Annotated in this window: 21 protein-coding genes and 1 tRNA gene; 16 read left to right on the top strand and 6 right to left on the bottom strand. The window is 31.7% G+C overall.

The annotated features are described in order from the left end of the window. Positions 1 to 3: 3 nt before the first annotated feature. The 4 genes from Q0807_RS09290 to Q0807_RS09275 all read right to left on the bottom strand — a co-directional run bounded on the left by Q0807_RS09290 (position 4) and on the right by Q0807_RS09275 (position 5092). The gene (locus Q0807_RS09290) at positions 4 to 2343 is read right to left on the bottom strand and encodes a chondroitinase-B domain-containing protein (protein WP_299108934.1); all 2340 of its coding nucleotides are present in this window, start codon (positions 2341 to 2343) and stop codon (positions 4 to 6) included. 20 nt (positions 2344 to 2363) lie between these two features. Further along, entirely contained in the window at positions 2364 to 3266 is a 903-nt protein-coding gene (locus Q0807_RS09285; protein ID WP_299108932.1) for a polysaccharide lyase family 7 protein, read from the bottom strand. 192 nt (positions 3267 to 3458) lie between these two features. After that, entirely contained in the window at positions 3459 to 4838 is a 1380-nt protein-coding gene (locus Q0807_RS09280) for a sugar porter family MFS transporter (protein WP_299108930.1), read from the bottom strand. Between the two features lie 169 nt (positions 4839 to 5007). Next, positions 5008 to 5092, bottom strand: a tRNA-Leu gene (locus tag Q0807_RS09275). Between the two features lie 206 nt (positions 5093 to 5298). Here Q0807_RS09275 and Q0807_RS09270 point away from each other — a divergent pair. The 16 genes from Q0807_RS09270 (at position 5299) to Q0807_RS09195 (ending at position 20283) form a co-directional block, all read left to right on the top strand. Further along, entirely contained in the window at positions 5299 to 6240 is a 942-nt protein-coding gene (locus Q0807_RS09270; protein WP_299108928.1) for a ribose-phosphate pyrophosphokinase, read from the top strand. A 263-nt stretch (positions 6241 to 6503) separates the two neighbouring features. Further along, complete coding sequence (locus Q0807_RS09265; RefSeq protein ID WP_299108926.1) at positions 6504 to 7139, top strand: 50S ribosomal protein L25/general stress protein Ctc; 636 nt, start codon at positions 6504 to 6506, stop codon at positions 7137 to 7139. Between the two features lie 80 nt (positions 7140 to 7219). After that, positions 7220 to 7852 (top strand): aminoacyl-tRNA hydrolase, encoded by a 633-nt coding sequence (gene pth, locus Q0807_RS09260; RefSeq protein ID WP_299108924.1) that lies wholly within the window; start codon positions 7220 to 7222, stop codon positions 7850 to 7852. Positions 7853 to 7910: 58 nt separating this feature from the next. After that, positions 7911 to 8819 (top strand): bifunctional riboflavin kinase/FAD synthetase, encoded by a 909-nt coding sequence (locus Q0807_RS09255; RefSeq protein ID WP_299108922.1) that lies wholly within the window; start codon positions 7911 to 7913, stop codon positions 8817 to 8819. Further along, positions 8812 to 10125 (top strand): HTTM domain-containing protein, encoded by a 1314-nt coding sequence (locus Q0807_RS09250; protein WP_299108920.1) that lies wholly within the window; start codon positions 8812 to 8814, stop codon positions 10123 to 10125. The genes Q0807_RS09255 and Q0807_RS09250 overlap by 8 nt, the downstream gene beginning before the upstream one ends. Before the next feature lie 159 nt (positions 10126 to 10284). Further along, positions 10285 to 11556, top strand: a complete 1272-nt coding sequence (serS, locus tag Q0807_RS09245) for a serine--tRNA ligase (protein WP_299108918.1) — start codon at positions 10285 to 10287, stop codon at positions 11554 to 11556. Between the two features lie 392 nt (positions 11557 to 11948). Further along, the gene (locus tag Q0807_RS09240; protein ID WP_299108916.1) at positions 11949 to 13733 is read left to right on the top strand and encodes a tetratricopeptide repeat protein; all 1785 of its coding nucleotides are present in this window, start codon (positions 11949 to 11951) and stop codon (positions 13731 to 13733) included. 141 nt (positions 13734 to 13874) lie between these two features. Beyond that, a complete protein-coding gene (locus Q0807_RS09235) occupies positions 13875 to 14195 on the top strand; it encodes a DUF4286 family protein (RefSeq protein ID WP_299108914.1) in 321 nt (106 codons plus the stop codon). A gap of 85 nt (positions 14196 to 14280) precedes the next feature. After that, positions 14281 to 15069 carry a 16S rRNA (adenine(1518)-N(6)/adenine(1519)-N(6))-dimethyltransferase RsmA gene (rsmA, locus tag Q0807_RS09230; protein WP_299108912.1) on the top strand — a complete coding sequence of 263 codons (789 nt, stop codon included), beginning with the start codon at positions 14281 to 14283 and terminating at the stop codon, positions 15067 to 15069. Positions 15070 to 15084: 15 nt separating this feature from the next. Beyond that, positions 15085 to 16455, top strand: coding sequence for a magnesium transporter (gene mgtE, locus Q0807_RS09225; protein ID WP_299108910.1), 1371 nt, complete (start codon positions 15085 to 15087; stop codon positions 16453 to 16455). Between the two features lie 70 nt (positions 16456 to 16525). Further along, on the top strand, positions 16526 to 17464 hold the full coding sequence (locus Q0807_RS09220) for a 2-hydroxyacid dehydrogenase (RefSeq protein WP_299108907.1): 939 nt from the start codon (positions 16526 to 16528) through the stop codon (positions 17462 to 17464). A gap of 26 nt (positions 17465 to 17490) precedes the next feature. After that, entirely contained in the window at positions 17491 to 17946 is a 456-nt protein-coding gene (locus Q0807_RS09215) for a DUF1801 domain-containing protein (RefSeq protein WP_299108904.1), read from the top strand. A gap of 7 nt (positions 17947 to 17953) precedes the next feature. Beyond that, positions 17954 to 18340, top strand: coding sequence for a VOC family protein (locus Q0807_RS09210; protein ID WP_299108902.1), 387 nt, complete (start codon positions 17954 to 17956; stop codon positions 18338 to 18340). 19 nt (positions 18341 to 18359) lie between these two features. Beyond that, the gene (locus Q0807_RS09205; protein WP_299108900.1) at positions 18360 to 19124 is read left to right on the top strand and encodes a sulfite exporter TauE/SafE family protein; all 765 of its coding nucleotides are present in this window, start codon (positions 18360 to 18362) and stop codon (positions 19122 to 19124) included. A gap of 116 nt (positions 19125 to 19240) precedes the next feature. After that, positions 19241 to 19750, top strand: a complete 510-nt coding sequence (locus Q0807_RS09200; RefSeq protein WP_299108898.1) for a hypothetical protein — start codon at positions 19241 to 19243, stop codon at positions 19748 to 19750. Between the two features lie 53 nt (positions 19751 to 19803). After that, complete coding sequence (locus Q0807_RS09195) at positions 19804 to 20283, top strand: YtxH domain-containing protein (protein ID WP_299108896.1); 480 nt, start codon at positions 19804 to 19806, stop codon at positions 20281 to 20283. A gap of 52 nt (positions 20284 to 20335) precedes the next feature. On the opposite strand, the gene Q0807_RS09190 is transcribed toward Q0807_RS09195, so the two are convergent. Further along, complete coding sequence (locus Q0807_RS09190; protein ID WP_299108893.1) at positions 20336 to 21349, bottom strand: carboxypeptidase-like regulatory domain-containing protein; 1014 nt, start codon at positions 21347 to 21349, stop codon at positions 20336 to 20338. Continuing rightward, a complete protein-coding gene (locus Q0807_RS09185) occupies positions 21339 to 23177 on the bottom strand; it encodes a lysophospholipid acyltransferase family protein (RefSeq protein WP_299108891.1) in 1839 nt (612 codons plus the stop codon). The genes Q0807_RS09190 and Q0807_RS09185 overlap by 11 nt, the downstream gene beginning before the upstream one ends. Positions 23178 to 23189 lie beyond the last annotated feature (12 nt).

Genomic DNA, 23189 nt, shown 5'->3' with positions numbered 1-23189 from the left:
CAATTAATACATCAACTTCATCACTAAGTTTTCTTCTGTTTTAATTTGGCCAGAATTTGTTATGTTGTTTTCAGATTCTACATTGTTTTTTGCTCCCCAAAGTATAGAAACAAATTGCACCTTATTATCTTTAAATATATTGTTATTAATATTCACATTTACAATTCCATTATGGTTTAGTAGCCTTCTATTTTTTTCATTTGCGCCACAATTAGTAAACGCACTATTTGTAATTAAAAGGTTTCCACCAATTGTAGACTCATCATAACCACCTCTATAATAATCAACCACGTTTGCTTTTACATTATTAAAATTACAATTATTAATAGTTAAATATTCAGTATTGTAATCGCCTTTATCATTAGTTTCTTCCGATAACTCTATACCATTATCACAGTTTGAAATTGACGTATTTTCAAAAGTAATTCGTTCTGAAAATGATTCTTTATAAACTTTAAGCACGTAATTGAAATCACTAATTTTAACATTAGAAACCATTAACCCAAAATGGTTAGACATATTTTTATCTAAACTAGCAAAAGCATAGTTTGTATTGTTGTTTCCTTTTAAAACTACATTTTTAATCGTTAACTTCCCTTTTGATTCTAAAGAAAATAGTGGTGTATTTGCTGCGCCTGAATAAACCAAGTGTGCTTTTTCTTCGCTTTGTGACTGAATTGTAATAGTTTTATTAACCACTAAAGGTTTTCCTATATTATAAGCGCCTTTTGCTATGGCTATAATATCTCCATTAACGGCCTCGTTTATTTTTGTTTGTAGTTCTTCTGTTTTACTAACAACATGAATGGTTGGTTCTTTCGACGCAACTACGTTAGAATACCAAGACGTTCCATATTTAGATTTATCTAAGATATTTGGATTTGAAACATCAACACCTAAAGTCGCTCCAATACTGTTATTATCTTTTCTAGCTTTTCCAAATAAATCATTTTCAATAGTATTAAAATCAAACCCATAATAAGGTTTCACATCATTAGGTATACCTGTTGGAAGAAATATATTATAAGACACCTTTTTCAACTCTAAAGATGCCGAAATAATTCCGCCGTCAAAATCCTGGAATTTTAAACCTTTATTATCTACAACATTGTTTTTAAACAATACACCATCTGCTTTATCGTTTTCTACAACAATTTGCTCTAAACCTTTTTCATTGTAAATAACATTATTCGCTACCGTAGTTCTTATTGCTCTTGCAGAACGGATTTCAGATTTTGGTAATACATCTGCTTGTGTAATGTTTGTACCTACTCCAAATTGCCAAGGTGAGCTACAATTAACATAAGTATTGTACGCAACAACAACATCTGTTACTTGGTTGTAACGGTTTAATGGTGATTTCGGAATTCCATTCATTACAGCCAAAGGACTTCTAAAACTTGTTCCTATTAGATTATAGAAATAATTATTGGTAACCCAATGTCCTGTATTTATTATTCTGATTCCACCAACGTTTTTGTTAATGCCATCTCCAATAAAATAATTACCATCTATAATAGAATAATTTCCGTGACGTGTTACAAGCGAACCTTCACTTTTATAAAACACATTGTTTCTAAACTCATTAAAATTTGTTTTGCTTGAAATAACTTCGACTTCACCATTACATTCTTCAAACAAATTGTTTGCCACCATTGTATGACTTGGAGACATAGATGTGTAGCTATTTCCTAATTGAATGGTTTCTCCACTTGGGCCACCTTTCACAGGTCTTGGACCAAAATGGTTATTTACAATTTGGTGGTAATTATTAATACTCTCAACACCTTCAATACTTACTCTTACCGTTGGACCTCTATTTGTTTTACCTGCAATATAACAGTTACTTAACTCGTTGTGTCTTCCCCAAAATTGAACCCATAAATCGCTTTTATCACGTTTTGGTTTGTTAAAGTCTTCGATAACAGAATTGGTTAATTTACAATGACTAGCTATCTCATCTAAGGTATCTTTATGACTTATTTTAAAATCTACAACTGCACTAGATGGTGAATATCCATTTTTAAAATGCAAACCTTCTGCAATGAGATATTCGCCTCCAAATTTTAAATACGATTGTCCTTCAATACTAACTTCACCAGCCGTTTCTGCCTTTAAAGTTATAGGCTTATCTTCAGTTCCTTTACCTCTAAATTTAATTTCAAAGTCTTTATAGACACCGTTTTTTAATACAATATCATCACCAGGCTGAGCATTTTTAATTGCCTCTTCTAATTCGTCGATGTTAGAAACTAATTGATTTGAACTTGTGTTAGAATTAGTTTTTTCTCCACATGATAAAATCGATAATAACAAACCGAAAACTAATAGATATTTCTTCATTTATTTATTCTTTTAATTATTTAATGAACGACCTCAAGCTCATAATATTTTACTTTAGAATAAGCGCCTTCTGCTGTTGAGCCTAAATAATTTCCGGCTTTAAAATAATTTTCAAATGGCCATTTATTCATACTTACATCTTCGTAAACTAAAGGTGTTTCGCTGTTTAATTGTAATTCTAATCTTCCGGTTGATGCTGTAATTCTAAATTCAAATTCATCAAAACCAACATAACCCATATTTGTTGAGGCATCAACCCAAGTGGCACTTGAGGTTTCTAATAAATCGTCTCCAATTGTAGTTTCATCTACAAGTGATTTTTTGTAAGAATAAATGTAACCATCAATCCAACGTATTTTTATTAGAGGTGGTCCATTATTGGATGAAAACCCGTGAGTTGCCATATCTTCTAAAGAAATAATACCATGAATTTGCATCACAATGGTATTGTGATATTGTCTGTTGCTACTTACATTATCTTCCGAGATATCGACAATTTTTAATCGTCCTGTCATTGTTCCTCCTTCTTCCAGTGACCAATTTTCTCTAGCAATAGCAGGATTTATTAACTCTCTTAATTCTGTTCTAGAATAAGAACTATTTGTAGTTGAAACATCTGGAAATGTATAAAATTCTATTGACGAATCTGCAACATCATCATACATATAAGGCTGAATAGAAGTATTTGCTCTATAAGCACCATTTATCAATTCTGATGGTTGATACTCATCAGGACTACCATTATTATTTTCATCAACTGGCAAGGTCACTTTCCAATTAGAGAAATCTATATTAGCATAAACTTCTAAATTATCGTCATTAGGGTTTTCTATGTTTTCAAAAACAATATCATCTTCATTATCGCGATTAGAGCATCCTAAAGAAATCCCTACACAAATAAGTGATATTAAAATTCGTTTCATGAAACGGAAATTTATAATTGGTTAACCAGTTTGGTCAACCAAAAATATAATAATTTTTGAATCTTAACGCAATATTTAAGTTAATTCTGTATACAATACAGTTAATAGTACAAACAAAAATAAACTGACAGCAAAAACTTCACGTCTATGTCTATTCAAAAACCAATAACAAAAACTTAATATGCATTTATTTTATTTCCAAAAAGACTCAATTTCCTCTAATGATTTCCCTTTAGTCTCAGGAATAAATTTATAAGTAATGACAACGATTAGTAAAATAAAGGCAATAAAAATATAATAAGGAAGAGACCCACTCCATGTTGCGTTGTTGTTCATTTCACTTTCCATAACCACAGGAAACGATTGAGACACCACATAGTTTGCTGCCCATTGTGCGGCAACAGCTACTGACATAGCAACACTTCTTATTTTATTTGGAAACATTTCTGATAATAAGACCCAAACCACTGGTCCCATTGAAAGTGCAAAAGATGCAATAAATACCAAAACACCTATTAATGAAATTACACCTACAGCATCTAATTGTAATGAAAGTGCTAATAATAAAAAGCCAACAATCATACCAATAGACCCAATATATAACAATGGTTTTCTTCCAAATTTATCAACTGTATACATTGCTATAAACGTAAATACAAGGTTCACAAAGGCTAATAAAATCTGCTGCTTTAAAACGTCATCTTTACCAAAACCTAAAGCTTTTTCAAAAATATCTGCACCATAATAAAGTACAGCATTAATACCTGTAAATTGTTGCAATACAGAAAGCCCTGTACCGATTACAATAATTGCTAATATTGCTTTAGAAAAATAATTAACTTTTACTTTACTACTACCTTCCGCATCTAAAGAGCTTTTAATTTCCTCAATTTCTATTAGTGCATTCTCTTTGCTATGAATTTTGTTTAAAATCTCTAAAGCTTTCCCTTCCTCACCTTTTAGAGCAAGCCATCTCGGACTTTTAGGAATAAAAAACATTAGAAATAAGAATAAACCACTAGGAATTAACTCTGACCAAAACATACGTTTCCAACCAAAAGCAATATTTTCGGCTTCAGTTAAACCGTTACCTATAAAATAAGTTGCTAAGAAAACCACAAAGAAACCTACAACGATAGCTAACTGATAATAGGTTACCATACGTCCTCTAATATTACTAGGTGCAATTTCAGCAATGTACATTGGTGCATTCATAGAAGCAATACCAATACCTAAACCTCCAATAATCCTGAATATAACAAGAACACTAACTGTTTCTGGAAAAATTGATGGCAAGCCAGATCCCCAAGCAGATAACGAAAATAATATTGCTGATATAATGAGAGACCATTTACGTCCAATTTTGATACTAAGTGGTCCCGCAACAATAGCACCAACAAAACAACCTAAAAGTGCACTACCAACAACCCAACCTTTAGTAGCTGCATCGAGTTCAAAATATTTACTTAAAAAGAATTGTGCACCATTAATTACTCCGGTGTCATATCCAAAAAGCAATCCTCCTAATGCAGACACAGCCGCAATAAGGATTAAGTATGTTTTTTTAGTCATTTTAAATGTTGTTTAGTTTATTTAAGAGGCTTAAAAATAAAACAAATTAACCAATAAATACGCCTTGCGAGCGCTGCAAATTGTTAAATAAATATTTTAGAATTATTGGGACAACAGAATTGTTGAGTAATCAATAAAAAAAAGGCTCTAACATTTCTGTTAAAGCCTCTGGTACTCAAGGTGGGAATCGAACCCACACGACCGAAGTCACTGGATTTTGAATCCAGCGCGTCTACCAATTCCGCCACTTGAGCAATTAAAATTGGTAATTATTAATCCCAATCTTATCTTTGAACGATAATTAAAAGATGTTAATGCATTTTCGGAATGCAAAAATAGAAAATTAATTCTGCTCAGCAATTAAAATTAGTATGATTTATACTTTTTGTAGTAAAATAATTTTCTAAATTTGAACGAAATTAGCAACACACAAAACCCTCAACTAAACAACTGATAACAAATGATGTACGAAACTAAAGAAGCCAAAATATTTACTTGTACACAAAGTAGATACCTCGCAGAACAAATAGCTGCAGCATATGGAGTAAAATTAGGTAACGTAATTACATCTACTTATAGTGATGGTGAATTTCAACCTTCTTATGAGGAATCTATTAGAGGTACCCGTATTTTTATTATTGGATCTACAAATCCTGGTCCAGAAAACTTAATGGAAATGCTGTTAATGATTGATGCTGCTAAGCGTGCATCTGCAAGACATATCACTGCTGTTATGCCTTATTTTGGTTGGGCAAGACAAGATAGAAAAGATAAACCTAGAGTGCCTATTGCGGCAAAATTAGTTGCCAAAATGTTAGAAGCAGCAGGAGCAACTCGAATTATTACAATGGATTTACACGCTGATCAAATTCAAGGATTTTTCGAAAAACCAGTTGATCACTTATTCGCTTCAACAATATTTTTACCATATTTAAAAAGTCTAAATTTAGACAACTTAACTATAGCTTCCCCAGATATGGGAGGATCTAAACGCGCCTATGCATATTCTAAAGCATTAAAAAGTGATGTTGTAATTTGTTACAAACAACGTGCTAAAGCCAATGTTATTTCTCATATGGAATTAATTGGTGATGTTACCGGTAAGAATGTCGTATTAGTAGATGACATGGTAGATACTGCTGGCACACTTACTAAGGCGGCAGATTTAATGATGGAGCGTGGCGCATTAAGTGTCAGAGCCATTTGTACACATCCTATTTTATCTGGTAGTGCTTACGAAAAATTAGAGAACTCTAAACTAGAAGAATTAATTGTAACAGACTCTATACCTTTAAAAGGTGAAAGTAAAAAACTAAGAGTTTTAAGTTGTGCTAATTTATTTGCAGAAGTAATGCATCATGTTCACCATAATGAATCTATTAGTAATAAATTTATAATGTAAGCTACAAAATTACCGTTAACAAACTAATAATCAAATGCACAACAAAATTCTTATAGAATTTTGTTGTGCATTTTTAAGTAATTTAAAATCTAAAAAAGCGTCAGAACTCTCCAAGAAAACAGGGCCTACTAAAAAATAGTCCTATAACACTAGTATTTTCATATAATATGTCTAAATTTGCAGCCCTCTAAAGCAAAATCTGCTAAAGAGGACAAGCCCTCAAAATGAGGGAATTATATATTTAATAATAAACATTTAAAAAAATGAAATCAATTACAATCAACGGATCTCAAAGAGAAAGCGTAGGCAAAAAGGCAACTAAGGCCTTACGTAATGCTGGTCAGGTTCCTTGCGTTATATACGGAGGAGACAAGCCATTACATTTCTCAGCACCAGAACTGGCATTCTCAAAACTTGTATATACACCTGACGCACATACAGTTGTAATTACTTTAGATAACGGAGAAAAATATAATGCAATTATGCAAGATATTCAATTTCATCCTGTTACAGATAAAATCACACATATCGATTTCTATCAGATTTTTGATAATAAAGCGATTTCTATGGAAATCCCAGTACACACTGTAGGATCTTCTAAAGGTGTTATGAATGGTGGTAACTTAAGAATGCCTTACCGTAAACTTAAAGTGAAAGCAATCCCTTCTAAATTACCAGATTTTATAGAGGTAGATATTACTCCTTTAAAAATTGGTAGTAAACTTTATATTACTGAATTAAAGAATGAAGATTATTCATTTTTACACCCAGACAACACTGTAGTTTGTCAAGTAAGACGTAGTAGATTAGCAGTTGTAGATGCTGATGACGACGAAGAAGAAGGAGAAGAAGGAGCAGCTGAAGGTGCAGAAGCACCAGCAGCAGATGCAGCAGAATAGATATATCCTATTTCAAATATTTAAAAAGCATCCTATTTATAGGATGCTTTTTTTATTTTTACACAAATCTTAAATACACAATGTGTAAGTTTTTAAAAAAGTGGTTAGGCTTTAGTAATAAAACGAAACTAACAGAAGAAGACAAAATGAAAAAATTCTTAATTGTTGGCTTAGGAAATATAGGTGATAAATATGAAAACACCAGACATAACATTGGTTTTAAAATTCTCGATTATTTAGCAGAATCTAATGATGTTATTTTCGAAACAGTAAAACTAGGTGACGTTGCTACATTGAGAATAAAAGGACGTACACTTATTCTCTTAAAGCCAAGTACATTTATGAACCTTAGCGGAAAGGCAATTAAATACTGGTTAGAAAAAGAAAAAATTCCATTAGAAAATTTACTTGTTGTAACTGATGATTTAAACCTTCCTTTTGGGTCGCTACGTCTAAAAACTAAAGGAAGTGATGGAGGACATAATGGTTTAAAAGACACACAAGATAAATTACAAACCGTTAAATACAACCGATTTAGATTTGGCATAAGTGATGAATTCAGCAAAGGCAGACAAGTAGACTATGTTTTAGGAGAGTGGGATGACGATGAAAATTCTAAACTCAAAGAACGTTTAAAAATTTCGGCAGAACTTGTTAAATCTTTTGCACTAGCAGGTGTTAACAATACAATGAATCAGTTTAATGGAAAATAAAAGGTAGCTTCGTTTTTAAAGCGTTTTTACATTTAAAATACAGTAATACTATACCAATTTGAATTCAAAATCAGCAAAAGTAACAACCATAGGCACCTTTGATGGTATCCATATCGGACATCAAAAAATATTAAAACAAGTGGTGCAACTTGCAGAAGCCAAAGGCTATATTCCTGTGGTACTAACTTTGTTTCCTCATCCAAGGATGGTACTTCAAAAAGACGATTCTATCAAGTTGCTAAACACCATTGAAGAGCGTATAGAGTTATTAAAAACTTTTGGCATCAAAGAAGTCATCGTTAAAAAGTTCACTAAAGATTTCGCTAACCTTTCTGCTAAAGATTATGTAAAACAAATTTTGGTAGACGAATTAAACACCAAAGAAATAGTCATAGGATACGATCATCATTTTGGCAAAAACCGAAGCGCAAATATTACAGATTTAAAAGCATTTGCTAAACTGTATGATTTTAATGTCGAAGAAATTTCAGCACAAGATATAGCACATGTGACTGTAAGTTCTACAAAAATCAGAACGGCATTAAACGAAGGGCAAGTTGCATTAGCAAATTCTTATTTAGGCTATAATTTCTTTATAACCGGAACAGTTGTTAAAGGAAAAGGCTTGGGTAGAACCATTGATTTCCCAACAGCAAATATAAATATTACAGCAACATATAAACTCATTCCTAGTGATGGTGTATATGTTGTAAAATCTAATTTTGAAGGTAAAACTGTTTTCGGAATGATGAATATTGGCTCCAATCCTACTGTTGATGGCAAAACACGTTCTATTGAAGTTCATTTTTTAAACTTTAATAAAGACATCTATAATTCTGAATTGAAAATTGAATTTTTGAAACGCCTAAGAAGCGAAGAAAAATTTCAAAATCTTGAAGCCTTAAAAATTCAACTTAAAAAGGATATGAATAATGCTTTAGATTATATTAAAACCATAAATGAATAAATTACTATTTAAACATATTGACAATTCCGGACTCATAGTCTTTAGAATTATCTTTGGTTTATTGTGTTTTTTAGAATCCGTTGGTGCCATTTTTACCGGTTGGGTAAAACGCACTTTAATAGACCCAGAATTTACATTTTCTTTTATTGGATTTGAATGGTTGCAACCATTACCAGGCAGTTGGATGTACGTTTATTACATCGTTATGGGCATATTTGGGCTCTTTATTATGTTAGGGTACAAATACCGATTTAGTATGTTGATGTTTGCATTAATGTGGACAGCTACTTACCTCATGCAAAAATCATCTTACAACAATCACTATTACCTTCTTGTTTTATTGAGTTTTATAATGGTAATAATGCCTGCAAATCGTTATGCATCAGTAGATGTAAAACAAAACCCTTCACTCAAAAGTATTTCTATGCCTAGTTGGTGTAAATGGTTTTTTGTTCTTCAATTATTTATACTCTATACTTACGCTTCAATTGCTAAATTATATCCAGATTGGTTAGACACTTCAGTAATTGAAATACTCATGAAAAGTAAAATCAGCTACCCTATCGTCGGCGAACTTCTACAGCAAAAACCGGTTCATTATATCTTAGCTTATGGTGGTATTTTGTTCGATGGTTTAATTATTCCATTATTACTTTTTAAACCAACTCGTAAATATGCCTTCTTCTCTTCTATTTTCTTTCATTTGTTTAATTCATTTGTGTTTCAAATAGGCATCTTCCCATACATGTCTTTAGCATTTAGTTTATTCTTTTTTGAGCCTAAAACAATTCGGAATTTATTCTTAAAAAACAAGCCTTTATATGAAGCGGACGATATCAGCATTCCAAAACATAAAAACTTATTACTTTCATTATTTTCCGTTTATTTTTTAATTCAGATTGCATTACCCATAAGACATAACTTGTTTAAAGATGATGTGTTATGGACAGAAGAAGGTCATCGTCTATCTTGGCGAATGATGTTAAGAGCAAAAAGCGGCAGAACTACCTACTCTGTTATCAATGCAGACACAAATGTTGCTATTCCTATTAAATTAGACGACTATTTAACAAAAAAGCAACAACGTGGTGCTAAAACAAAACCAGATATTATTTGGCAGTTTGCGCAATACCTTAAAGAAGATTTCGCAAATAAAGGAATACCTATAAAAGTCTTTGTTAGAACTTTTGTAAGTATCAACGGTAAGCCTGTAAAACAACTTATAGACCCTAAAGTTGATATTGCTAATGAAGAATGGTATCATTTTAAACATCATAATTGGCTATTACCTTCAAAGAAAGACTAAGTCTGTTTTTGTTTAGATTCTCTCAAAAAAAACACATTCAATAATTCGTTATAATTCGCTTATCAAAATAGCCATAATTTAATTTTTATCTGCTTATTTTATTTTTACTTTTGTGTCTTGCTTTTACTGAGCTAAATTGGTAAAACTAAATTAAAAGATATGTTACAAGTTGCTTTTATTAGAGAGAATAAGGAAGACATCATTGCACGTTTAGCAAAACGTAATATCGATGCTACAGAAATGATTAACAATGCCATTGCTTTTGATGAAGAGCGTAAAGCTTTACAAACTTCATTAGACAATACTAAAGCAGAATCTAACGCTTTATCCAAAGAAATTGGTAATCTTTTTAAATCTGGTGAAGTACAAAAAGCAAATCTTTTAAAAGAAAAAACCACACAATTAAAGGAAGTTACTAAAAACTTTGAGCAAGAGCTCAATAACAAAGTAGAAGCGCTTGCTGAGTTATTATATAAAATTCCTAATGTACCTAATCCTATTGTACCAGCAGGCAATACAGATGAAGATAACGAAGAAACTTTTAGAGAAGGTGACATCCCAAAACTACACGATACTGCATTACCACATTGGGAATTAGCAAAAAAGTACAACATCATTGATTTTGAATTAGGAAATAAAATCACAGGTGCTGGTTTCCCTGTTTACATAGGTAAAGGTGCAAGATTACAACGTGCACTTATCGCCTATTTCTTAGATAAAAACACAGAGGCTGGTTATACTGAATACCAAGTACCACATTTAGTAAATGAAGCTTCAGGTTTTGGAACTGGTCAATTACCAGACAAAGAAGGTCAAATGTACCATGTTACTTTAGATAATTTATATTTAATACCAACAGCAGAAGTACCTGCTACCAATATCTTTAGAGATACACTTTTAAATGAAAGTGACTTACCTATAAGCATTACTGGTTACACGCCTTGTTTTAGACGAGAAGCTGGAAGTTATGGTGCACACGTTAGAGGACTTAACCGTTTACATCAATTTGATAAAGTTGAAATACTTAGAGTAGAACATCCTGATAATTCTTATAAAGCATTAGACAGCATGGTAAATCATGTAAAAGGTATTTTACAAGACTTAAAATTACCTTACAGAATCTTAAGGTTATGCGGTGGAGATTTAGGCTTCACGTCTGCATTAACTTATGATTTTGAAGTATTCTCTACAGCTCAAGACCGTTGGCTAGAAGTATCTTCAGTATCTAATTTTGAAACTTTTCAGGCCAATCGTTTAAAATTACGTTTTAAAAATGGCGATGGTAAAAATGAATTGTGCCACACCCTAAATGGAAGCTCATTAGCATTGCCAAGAATTTTAGCTGGTATTTTAGAAAACTACCAAACAGAAGACGGTATAAAAATACCTGAAGCTCTAATTCCATATACCGGTTTTGATATGATTCCTTAAAATTAACTATTTCAGAAAAGTACTCAATTGTTAAAATTTAATGCAATTCAACGATTTATTATGTATTTCTTCGTTTAAAATGATTTTTTTTTAGAAATTAGTTACTCCAAATCAGAAAAACCTATTTATGAAAAATTTAAAACGAATTGTATTACTCGTGTCATTGATTGCGATGGCATGCAAAGTTCTGTTTTAACTGTTCATTTAAAAATATAAAACAGAACCTAGACAGAATAATTGAATCATATTTACAAAAATAATGGTTAATAGCACATTTATTTTGCTGGTAAAATGCCTAAACGTAAAGTTTAGGCATTTTTTTTTATAAAAACTTTTACAATAACTAGGTTGTGCATTTGTTATATTTGAAAACTTCTTTACACATAACATACATGCAAAAACAAATTTTAGTTTTACTTTTTATATTAGGCTGGTATTCTGGTTTTGCACAGAATAGCGAAGCCCAGGCAGAAAGTTATTACAAAAAAGGGGAGTTTAAAAAAGCACTCATTATTTATGAGAACCTTTTAAAAGAAAAGCCAACTAGCTATAAATACAGTACTAAATTAGTTGATATTCATCAACAATTAGAACAATATAAAGAGGCCGAAAAAGTAATTCTTGACCAATTAGCAAAAAGAAGAGAGCCAGACATGGTGGTTACTTTAGGTTATAACTATCAATTAATTGACAGTTTAGAAACAGCAAATAAACTCTATGAAGAAGCCATAAATTTTGCAGACGAAAAGCCATATTACATATACACAATTGCTAAACGGTTTGAAGATTATTCACTGTTAGACCAAGCCATTCGTTTATACGAAAAAGGTAAAATTCTAACACCAGAAAGAAACTACAACACGCAATTAGCGCGTATTTATGGCGATTTAGGAGATATTGAGAAAATGTTCGAGAATTATATAGAATTCATCAACTATAAACCCAATTACCTTAGTAATATTAAACGTGCTATCGCTGATTTCATATCTGAGAATAAGGACAATGAAAATAATATTTACCTCAGACGATTATTACTAAAAAAAATACAACAAGAACCACAACCTTATTGGTACGAAATGTTGAGCTGGTTGTACGTACAAGAAAAAGCCTATAACAAATCCTTTATACAAGAAAAGGCACTTTACAAACGTAACCCAGAAAGTTTAGAACGCATTATTGACCTTGCTAATATGGCACGTAAAGACAATGATGACGACACAGCAAAATCTATTTTAAACTATGTTTTAGAATCAACACAAGATCAAACAATAGCATTAACTGCTCATCAATATATTTTAGAAATTGATTCTAAAAACGCAGATAAAAAAACATTAGAACAAATAGATGAAACGTACCAAAATCTATTTACTGAATTCGGAAAATCACAACTAACTATTCCGTTACAACTTGCTTACGGAAAATTCTTAGCCTTTGACAAAAAAGATACAGAAACAGCTACTGAATTTTTAAAAGAAAGTTTAAAACTTAACATTCGTTACTACAGAAAAGCCAAGATAAAACTACTATTGGCTGATATTTTAGTGCTTCAAGAAAAATTTAATGAAGCTTTGATTTTTTATTCTCAAATTCAAGCTGAAATGAAGAATAGTACGATTGCGCAAGAAGCAAGATTCAAAGTCGCAAAAACGAGTTATTACAAAGGTGATTTTGATTGGGCAGAATCGCAATTAAAAATCTTAAAATCATCAACATCGCAATTAATTGCTAATGATGCGTTAGACTTAAAACTATTAATTACCGACAACAAATTTGAAGATAGCTTACAAACATCATTAAAATTATATGCTAAAGCAGATTTGTATGCTTTTCAGAATAAAACAAATGATGCTATTTCTCTTTTAGATAAAATATTAGAAGAACACCAAGGCGAAAACATCATTGGCCAAACGCTATACAAACAAGCAAAACTCTACGAAAAAAAGAAAGATTACATTAAAGCTGAAACCAATTACCAAGAGATAATAAAAAATTATCGCGATGGTATTTTAACAGACGACGCTTATTACTATTTAGCCGAACTTTACAATTCATATTTAGAAAAACCAGAAGAGGCTAAAAAACTTTACGAAAAAATAATCTTTGAACATCAAGACAGTATTTACTTCATTGAAGCAAGGCGCAAATTTAGGATGTTGCGAGGCGATAGTATAAATTAATATTTAAATCTTCGATAGACAATACTCTGTTAGCAGTAAAATCGTTTAGTTTCTAATTTATTTATTTTGCGACTTAGCCAAAACTTATTATCCGTTAACTTCTAAATCCATATTTTTGCATCAAATTTATATTACCCAAAAATGATTATATACAACGTTACCCTAAATATAGATAAGAGCATACGCAACGAATGGTTAGAGTGGATAAAAGAACATATTCCTCAAGTGTTAGCAACAGGTAAATTTAAAGAAGCTAAGCTTACAAAAGTACTAGTAGAAGATACCGAAACCGAAACCTATTCCGTGCAGTACAGAGCGCACTCTAGAGAAGCATTAGAATCTTATTATGCAGAACATGCAGAAGGCTTAAAACAAGATGGCTTAAAACGCTTTGGAGAGAAAGTATTATCATTTAGAACAGAATTAGAAGTTGTAGATGAGTATGTAGTAAACTACAAATAGATTTAATAAAGCAAACAACTCTGCTAATCTCTATGCAGCTCTGTGTATCTTTGTGTACCTAATAATTTAAAACATCTGTGTATTCGTGGCAAATCAACACCAAGTAAAAGCAAAAAAACACCTAGGACAACATTTCTTAGAAGACGAATCTATAGCTCAAGATATTGCAGACAGCTTATCTCTAAAAGGTTATAATGATGTTTTAGAAATTGGGCCAGGAATGGGCGTGTTAACCAAATACCTTCTAAAAAAAGACATTACAACACACGTTATAGAAATAGATACAGAATCTGTAGAGTACTTAAAGAATAATTACTTAAATCTTGCAGATAGAATTATAGAAAAAGATTTTTTAAAATACGATTTAAATCTCGTTTTTAAAGACAAGCCGTATGCGATAATAGGTAATTTTCCGTATAACATATCATCACAAATTCTATTTAAAACTTTAGAATTGAGACATCAAATTCCAGAATTTTCTGGGATGTTTCAAAAAGAAGTTGCGATGCGCATCTGCTCTAAAGAAGGTTCAAAAGTTTACGGCATATTATCGGTTTTAACTCAAGCTTTTTATGATGCTGAATATTTATTTACTGTTCCTCCAACTGTTTTTAATCCACCTCCAAAAGTAGACTCTGGTGTATTATTACTAAAAAGAAAAGCGAATTTCACTTTACCGTGTGATGAAAAATTATTCTTTAGAGTCGTAAAAACAGGCTTTCAACAGCGAAGAAAAACATTACGTAACAGTTTAAAAACATTTAATCTGTCTGATAATTTAAAAGCAAATACTATATTTGGGCAGCGACCAGAACAATTAAGCGTTTCACAATTTATTGAACTGACTTCGCTAATAGAAAACGATATAAATTAAACTCTAAACTTAAGAGTGGAAGAGACCCAAGAAAATATACAATTTCAGCTCACCGATGAGCTTATTGAAAAGGTAGAAATTATTATTGAAGACGAAAACGATAATAATTTAAAAGCCCTATTAAATGAGTATCACCATGCAGATATTGCTGAAATCCTTGATGAATTAGATTTAGAAGATGCCGTTTATATTATTAAACTTCTTGATTCTGAAACGACCTCAGTTATCCTTATGGAACTCGATGAGGACTTTAGAGAAAAAATTCTTAAAAATCTTTCTACTAAAGAAATTGCCGAAGAAGTTGAAGAACTAGATACGGATGATGCTACAGATATGATTGCTGAGCTTCCGGAAGAAAGGCAAGCTGAAGTTATATCGTATATAGAAGATCATGAACACAGAGATGAAATTCAAGAACTTTTAGCCTATGATGAGGATACAGCAGGTGGACTCATGGCAAAAGAGTTAGTGAAAGTTTATGAAACTTGGACTGTTGCTGGTTGTCTTCGTAGAATTAGAGGACAAGCTAAAGATGTTACAAGAGTACATTCTGTGTATGTTGTAGATAAACAAGATAAACTCATTGGTAGATTATCTTTAAAGGATTTAATCATATCTAAAAGTGATATAAAAATTGCAGACATTGCTAAAGATAATGTAGATTGGGTTAATGTCCATGATGATGTAGAAGCCGTAGCAAAAGTGATGGCAAAATATGATTTAGAAGCCATTCCTGTGGTAGATGATAATCAAATTTTATTGGGTAGAATTACTATCGATGATATTGTAGATGTCTTAAAAGAAGAAGCTGATAAAGATTATCAATTAGCAGCAGGTATTACACAAGATGTTGAGGCGGATGATAGCGTATGGGAACTAACAAAAGCACGTCTGCCCTGGTTAGTTTTAGGACTTTTTGGTGGACTAGGAAGTGTATTTATAATGAAAGGCTTTGAGGAGGTTATGGAGACCGTACCTTCTCTATTTTTTTACACGCCATTAATAGCAGCAATGGCTGGTAACGTTGGTGTACAATCTAGTGCAATTATTGTACAAGGTATTGCCAACGACAATGTAAAAGGAAGCATAGGGAGTAGACTTTTAAAAGAAATTGGTTTAAGCCTTATTAATGGTTTTGCTTTGGCATTATTAGTAATTCTATTTGGTTTTTTAATTAATCAAAATCCAACAGAAAGTTTGGCTATTGCCGTATCAATGATGTCTGTAATTGTTGTTGCAGCATTAGTTGGTACATTTGTACCAATAATCTTAGACAAAAGAGGTATAGATCCAGCTATTGCTACAGGTCCTTTTATTACAACAAGTAATGACATTTTGGGCATTTATTTGTTCTTTGTCTTATCCGGATTAATAATTGGTTTTTAAAATCAAAAAGAGTACATCAATTGAGAAGTCTTCCTTAATTTTAAGGATTTAATTTAAGGTAAATTGATTTATGAAAATACTACACCTAGATGCTAATCACCCATTACTCTTAAATCAGCTTAACGATTTAGGATTCACAAATCATATAGATTACACATCTTCTAAAGCCGAAATTGAATCCAAAATTGCAGATTACGACGGCTTTATTATTCGTAGTCGTTTCTCAATTGATAAACCCTTTTTAGATGCTGCCAAGAACCTAAAATTTATTGGTAGAGTTGGCGCAGGATTAGAAAATATTGATTGCGATTATGCAATAAAAAAAGGTATTTACCTCATATCTGCACCAGAAGGGAACCGAAATGCGGTTGGCGAGCATACCTTAGGAATGTTACTTTCACTTTTTAATAAACTTAACAAAGCAGATAAAGAAGTAAGAAACGGCAAGTGGTTGCGCGAAGAAAATAGAGGGTTAGAGTTAGATGGAAAAACGATTGGACTCATTGGTTATGGCAATATGGGAAAAGCATTTGCTAAAAAACTTAGAGGTTTTGATGTAGAAGTACTGTGTCATGATTTAAAAACAAATGTTGGAGACGCTAATGCAAAGCAAGTTTCTTTGACTGAGTTACAAGAAAAATCAGATGTCTTAAGTCTTCATATTCCACAAACGGATTTAACCTTAAACATGGTTGATTCAAAATTTATAAACGGATTTAAAAAACCTTTTTGGTTGATTAATACAGCTCGAGGAAAAAGCGTGGTTACTGAAGATTTAGTTTCAGCCTTAAAATCTGGTAAAATTTTAGGTGCAGGATTGGATGTATTAGAATATGAAAAATCTTCTTTTGAAAACTTATTTTCAGACGATAATATGCCTGATGCGTTTCAATATTTAATCGCATCAGAAAATGTATTACTTACACCACATGTTGCAGGTTGGACAGTTGAAAGCAATATTAAACTAGCACAAACCATTGTAGATAAGATTCAAGCTAAATTTTGTTAACTTGTAACTCTACAAAACATATTTAAATGACATCAGCAGCTACTAATCCAGAAGAATACATCGCTCAACTTCCAGAAGATCGTATAGCACCAATTACTAAACTAAACGATCTTATTAAAAAACATATGCCAAAAGGCTTAGAAGCAGGAATGGCCTACGGAATGTTAGCCTATTATGTTCCAAAATCTATTTATCCAGATGGTTATCACTGTAAACCATTTCCACCATTACCATTTATAAATCTAGCTTCACAAAAAAACTTTATTGCACTTTATCATTCTGGTATGTATGCAAAAAAAGAATTGTACGATTGGTTTGTAGCAGAATACCCAAAGCATTCTAAATATAAATTAGATATGGGAAAAAGCTGTATTCGATTTAAAAAAGTAGATGATATTCCTTACGGTTTAATTGAACAACTCTTAGGTAAAATGTCTGTAGAGGAATGGATTACGATTTACGAAAAGGCAATTAAAAAATAATTTTATTATGAAAAAAAGAGTTACAGGAATTGGTGGATTATTCTTTAAATCTAAAGATCCAAAAGCAGCAAAAGATTGGTACAACAAACATTTAGGTTTTAATACAGACGACTATGGGTGTACCTTTTGGTGGAAAGATAAAGAAGGTAAAGATTGCTCTACACAATGGAGTCCGTTTGCGGAAGACACAAAATACATTGAACCGTCTAAAAAAGACTTTATGTTTAACTATAGGGTTGAAAACTTAAAAGAACTTTTAGAAACTTTAAAAGAAGAAGGTGTTACTGTTGTTGGTAAAATGGAAGAGTACGATTACGGTAAATTCGGTTGGATTTTAGATAACGACGGTAACAAAATTGAGCTCTGGGAACCTATTGACAAAGCCTTTTTATAAATTTATTAAATATTAATAATTGAATTATATAGAGATTCTTCAATCATACAATTTAACTGCATTACAATGGATTGCCATTAGTTTTGCAGTTTTTTTATTAGGTTTATCTAAATCTGGTATTAAAGGAATAGGTATCATTCTCGTTGTTATCCTTGCTTTTGTATTCGGTGAAAAAGCATCTACCGGTATTCTACTTCCTATGTTGATTTTTGCAGATATTTTGGCCGTTATTTACTACAATAGACATGCTGATTGGGGAATTATAAAGAAACTAATTCCTTGGATGATTGTAGGTGTTTTAGTTGGAGTTTGGATTGGCAATGATATTTCAGAATACGTATTTAAAAAGCTGATGGCTGTAATAATTTTAGCATCAGTAATTATCATGTTTTTTCTAGAAAGAATAAAATCTAACAAACCACGAAGTAATAGACTCTTCTCTTCTAGTATGGGATTTTTAGCTGGTTTTACTACTATGATAGGAAATTTAGCTGGTCCTGTTTCAAACATTTACTTTTTAACCATGCGTTTTCCGAAAAACGAATTTATAGGAACAGCAGCTTGGTTATTTTTTATTATAAATGTTTTTAAATTACCATTTCATATTTTCGTTTGGAACACCGTTTCTGTAGAATCTCTAGTTCTAAATTCTATCTTAATTCCTGCTGTATGTATTGGATTCTTTTTAGGTGTAAAAATTGTTAAACTAATTTCTAATGTCAACTACAGACGCTTTATTTTAATTGTGACTGCTATTGGTGGCATTATTATGCTGTTTAGCTAACACAATTTTCCTCATCATTTTTTTGCTTTTTAAACACCTAATTATCAAACCATAATCCAACATATTTTGCAATCTTAATTTTATTAACTTTACCGCCTAAACTAAATTTTAATAAAATGTCAGCAGAAAATAAAGATTTCAGTAAAGAAGCATTAGATAATGCTAAAGAAGGTACGGAAAACGTAACGGATAGCATGAGTGCTAAAGCTGGTGAATTAGCCAATGACGCTAAAGAAGCATTAGGTAGTGCAAAAGAAAAAGCTTCTGAACTTGCTGAAGAAGCAGGTGAAAAAATTAGTGAATTCTCTGATGCAGCTAAAGATAAAGCAACGCATCTAGCAGAAGACGCAAAAGAAACCTATAACGAAGCAAAAGATAAAGCTAAAGAATTCGCTGATGACGCTAGTGAAAAGATAAGTGAGCTCACAGACACTGCTAAAGCAAAGGCATCTGAATTTGCGGATGATGCTAAAGAAACTTATACAGAAGCTAAGGAAAAAGCGTCTGAATTTGCTGATGCTGCTGAGGATAAACTTGAAGATTTAGCAGAAGATGCTAAAGAAACTTACACGGAAGCAAAGAAAAAGACAAAAGGCTTCTTTCAAAAGTTATTTGGAAAAAATTAATGACGAATAAAAAATTGTTAACTTTATAATCTAACTATTAAACCAAAATAAGAATGTCAGACGATAACAAAAATTTAAGCGACGACCTAGATGATATGATAGGTGACGCTAAAGAAGGTGCAAAAAAAGCAGGAGATAAAATTAGCCAAAAGGCCAGTGAACTATCGGAAGATGCAAAAGAATTTGCAGATGACGCTAAACAAGCAGCAAGCGACTTTGCAGATGATGCTAAGGAAGTTTTAAGTGATGGTAAGAATGTTGGTATTATAGCTCACATTACATTAATTGGGTGGGTAATAGCATTAGTAATGAATAGTAGTAATAAAACTGAATTAGGCTCTTTTTATATAAGACAGATGCTAGGTATAAGTCTTATAGGTATAGTATGTTCTTTTATTCCTATAGTGAATTTTGTGGCTTGGATACCTGTTTTAATAGCTTGGATAATGAGTCTAATAAGTTCACTAAGTGGTGAAATGAAGCCAAGTTGGTTACTAGGGAATCAATTTCAAGAATGGTTTAAAAGCCTTTAATAATTATAAAATTTTCATAAACCCAGAATTAACTTTCTGGGTTTTTTGTTTTCTATATTTTGCTAATACCATAATCTAATGGCAACGTATCTCCAACGCGCTGACTTCCCATGGCACCTCCAAAATACAATCCAATAATTGGCGTATAATTACCATAACTATCAATATAAAATTCGTCTATTTCTAGTTGCAATTCCGACTGAAAATCTTTGTTGTACAAAATAGAAATCTTCTCTTTTAACGTTACTTTTTTAAAATCTGAATCAACTAATGACTCAACACTAAAATGAGACCATTCATCAACTCCAAAACCGTCATAAAAAATCAAATAACCTTCATTTCTTAAGTTTTCATTATATAATGATCGCATAAAATGTTGAACGGAACCGTTATATACTTGATCTCTATTCTTTAGGGTTTTAGGTTTACTAGAGTCATTTAAATCTTTATAAAAAGACGTTCCAAAATAGGTCACAGACTTTACAGTAAATTTTAAGGTGTTTAAATTTGCGTAGCGAAAGTTAATTTCAAAATCTATTAAATCATAAGCAATTTCATATTGCAAAGCTTTATTTTCAATTTTTAGAGCAACGTTAGAACTCGCATATAGCGCTTTATTTTGCTTGTCATACTTTAATACTAAATCGTCTTCATTTAATATTTTACAAGATTTACCAAACTTAGAATTTCCTAAAAACTCTTTTCTAAATAGTCTTAATTTTTGTCTTCGTGTTAAACCATCATCATATTCTATGTGCACCTCATCTAAAGCATTATCTGCTTCAACCAGTTCTACTTTTATATTGTTTTTAGTTCTAAAATCAGATACAAATATTTTTTCAAAACCTAAATAAGAAATAACTAAAGTAGATTGAACAGCATCAGTATAATCAATAGAAAACTCGCCTTGACTATCTGTCGTCGTTCCTATTGTGGTATTATCAAAGTAAACGGCAACGGTTTCTATAGGTTGTTGTGTGGCTTTATCTACAACAATTCCAGTAAGCGTTTGAGAAAAACAAAACAAGGGTAAAATAGAGAATAATAGACTAAGCTTATTTATCATGTTGCTCATGGTTATCCACAAACTTACGCTCTAACTCTGCCTGAAATTCTTCCATAACAGGTCTTACTGTACTTTCTGGTAAGTCAGCTATTTTAATATACATTAAACCATCCACAGCATTATTAAATAAAGGATCTACATTAAAAGCTACAAGTCTAGCGTTTTGCTTAATGTATTTTTTTAGCAAAACAGGAAGTCGCAATGCTCCTGGTTCTACTTCATCAATAATTTTATCGAATTTATTTAAATCGGCTTCAGTTGCATCAAAAACAAAATCCTTATCCGCATCTTGTAATTTTACTTTAAATTCTTTTTTAGGATGAACGTATTGAGCAACGTATGGATCATAATAATGAGATTTCATAAACTCAATCATCAAACTCTTAGAAAAGTTAGAAAACTGATTACTAATACTTACACCACCAATTAAATATTTATGCTCCGGAAAACGCAATGTTGTATGTACAATTCCTTTCCAAAGTAAAAATAATGGCATTGGTTTTTGCTGATATTCTTTTATGATAAACGCACGACCCATTTCTATAGATTGGCTCATCATTTTATACAATTCTGGTTCAAAACGAAACAAATCTTGCAAATAAAATCCGTCTATACCATAACGTTCAAAAATTTGCGAACCTAAACCCATTCTATAAGCGCCTGCCATTACATTTTTATCATTATCCCATAAAAACATATGATGATAATAAGTGTCAAAAGAGTCTAAATCAATCGCTTCATTTGTACCCTCACCAACTTCTCTAAACGTAATTTCTCTAAGCCTTCCTATTTCTCTTAATATATTAGGAATCTCTTTTGCAGATGCTAAAAACACCTCGTAATTTTTACTCTCTAAAAGTCTACAGTCTGCTTCTCTCAATTTATCGACCTCAGCAATCATCACTTCTGGCGCAATTGGTGTTACAATACGCTTAGGTGGTTTTGGTACTTTTAGCTGTGATTGAATATTGTCTAAAATCTTTGGTTTATCCTCAAAGGTTTTAGATAACATATATGTTTTTCGTCTAATAAAATCTGTAAACTCTGAAAGGCCTGGATGTGCCTTTTGGTCTTTTACAGAAATAGGTTTACCAACTCTTACTTTTATAACACGACGTTTCTGTGTTAAGACTTCAGATGGCAATTTTGCCGTTCTTAAAGTGTCACTAATCTTTGAAAGTCTGTAAAATAAACGGCTATTTTTAGCATGAAAATATATAGGTACAACTGGTACTTCTGCTTTCTGTATTAATTTCATGGCAGCAACTTCCCACTCTTTATCTACTACTAATTTACCATCGCGATATGTTGACACTTCTCCTGCAGGAAAAACACCTAACGGATGACCTTCTCGTAAATGTAAAATGGCATTTTTAAAACCTGCAATACTACTGGCAGCATCTTTTCTCCCTTCAAAAGGATTAACAGGCATAATGTAAGGCTTCAATGGCTCAATACGATGCAATAAAAAGTTCGCAATGATTTTAAAATCACTACGTTGTTCTATCATTAATTTTAAAAGCAAAATACCATCAATACCACCAAGTGGATGGTTAGATACCGTAATGTAAGGCCCTTCCTTTGGTAGACGTTTCATGTCTTCTTCAGGAATTTCAAATTTAATCTGAAATTCTTCTAAAATAGCATCAAGAAAATCAACATCACTTAGATGTTTATTGCGCTTATAGAATTTATTTATAGTAGATATCTTAAGTACTTTCATTAATACCCAACCAAAAAAAGTACCCAAGAAACCATACTTATCAGCATGTATTGCTTTAGCGACTTCTTTTGCGGTTACTAAACCTGTATCGGACGATTTACCCATAAAACAAATGTA

This window comes from uncultured Winogradskyella sp. (genome assembly GCF_947495255.1).
GTDB lineage: Bacteria > Bacteroidota > Bacteroidia > Flavobacteriales > Flavobacteriaceae > Winogradskyella.
The sequence above is the reverse complement of the archived record's forward strand: the minus strand, read 5'-3'. Positions and strand labels throughout refer to the sequence as shown.

Coding starts and splice junctions, on each gene's coding strand:
- Q0807_RS09290 (WP_299108934.1), bottom strand. CDS start 2,343: ATGAAGAAATATCTATTAGTTTTCGGTTTGTTATTATCGATTTTATCA.
- Q0807_RS09285 (WP_299108932.1), bottom strand. CDS start 3,266: ATGAAACGAATTTTAATATCACTTATTTGTGTAGGGATTTCTTTAGGA.
- Q0807_RS09280 (WP_299108930.1), bottom strand. CDS start 4,838: ATGACTAAAAAAACATACTTAATCCTTATTGCGGCTGTGTCTGCATTA.
- Q0807_RS09270 (WP_299108928.1), top strand. CDS start 5,299: ATGATGTACGAAACTAAAGAAGCCAAAATATTTACTTGTACACAAAGT.
- Q0807_RS09265 (WP_299108926.1), top strand. CDS start 6,504: ATGAAATCAATTACAATCAACGGATCTCAAAGAGAAAGCGTAGGCAAA.
- pth (WP_299108924.1), top strand. CDS start 7,220: ATGTGTAAGTTTTTAAAAAAGTGGTTAGGCTTTAGTAATAAAACGAAA.
- Q0807_RS09250 (WP_299108920.1), top strand. CDS start 8,812: ATGAATAAATTACTATTTAAACATATTGACAATTCCGGACTCATAGTC.
- serS (WP_299108918.1), top strand. CDS start 10,285: ATGTTACAAGTTGCTTTTATTAGAGAGAATAAGGAAGACATCATTGCA.
- Q0807_RS09240 (WP_299108916.1), top strand. CDS start 11,949: ATGCAAAAACAAATTTTAGTTTTACTTTTTATATTAGGCTGGTATTCT.
- Q0807_RS09235 (WP_299108914.1), top strand. CDS start 13,875: ATGATTATATACAACGTTACCCTAAATATAGATAAGAGCATACGCAAC.
- Q0807_RS09220 (WP_299108907.1), top strand. CDS start 16,526: ATGAAAATACTACACCTAGATGCTAATCACCCATTACTCTTAAATCAG.
- Q0807_RS09215 (WP_299108904.1), top strand. CDS start 17,491: ATGACATCAGCAGCTACTAATCCAGAAGAATACATCGCTCAACTTCCA.
- Q0807_RS09210 (WP_299108902.1), top strand. CDS start 17,954: ATGAAAAAAAGAGTTACAGGAATTGGTGGATTATTCTTTAAATCTAAA.
- Q0807_RS09200 (WP_299108898.1), top strand. CDS start 19,241: ATGTCAGCAGAAAATAAAGATTTCAGTAAAGAAGCATTAGATAATGCT.
- Q0807_RS09195 (WP_299108896.1), top strand. CDS start 19,804: ATGTCAGACGATAACAAAAATTTAAGCGACGACCTAGATGATATGATA.
- Q0807_RS09190 (WP_299108893.1), bottom strand. CDS start 21,349: ATGATAAATAAGCTTAGTCTATTATTCTCTATTTTACCCTTGTTTTGT.
- Q0807_RS09185 (WP_299108891.1), bottom strand. CDS start 23,177: ATGGGTAAATCGTCCGATACAGGTTTAGTAACCGCAAAAGAAGTCGCT.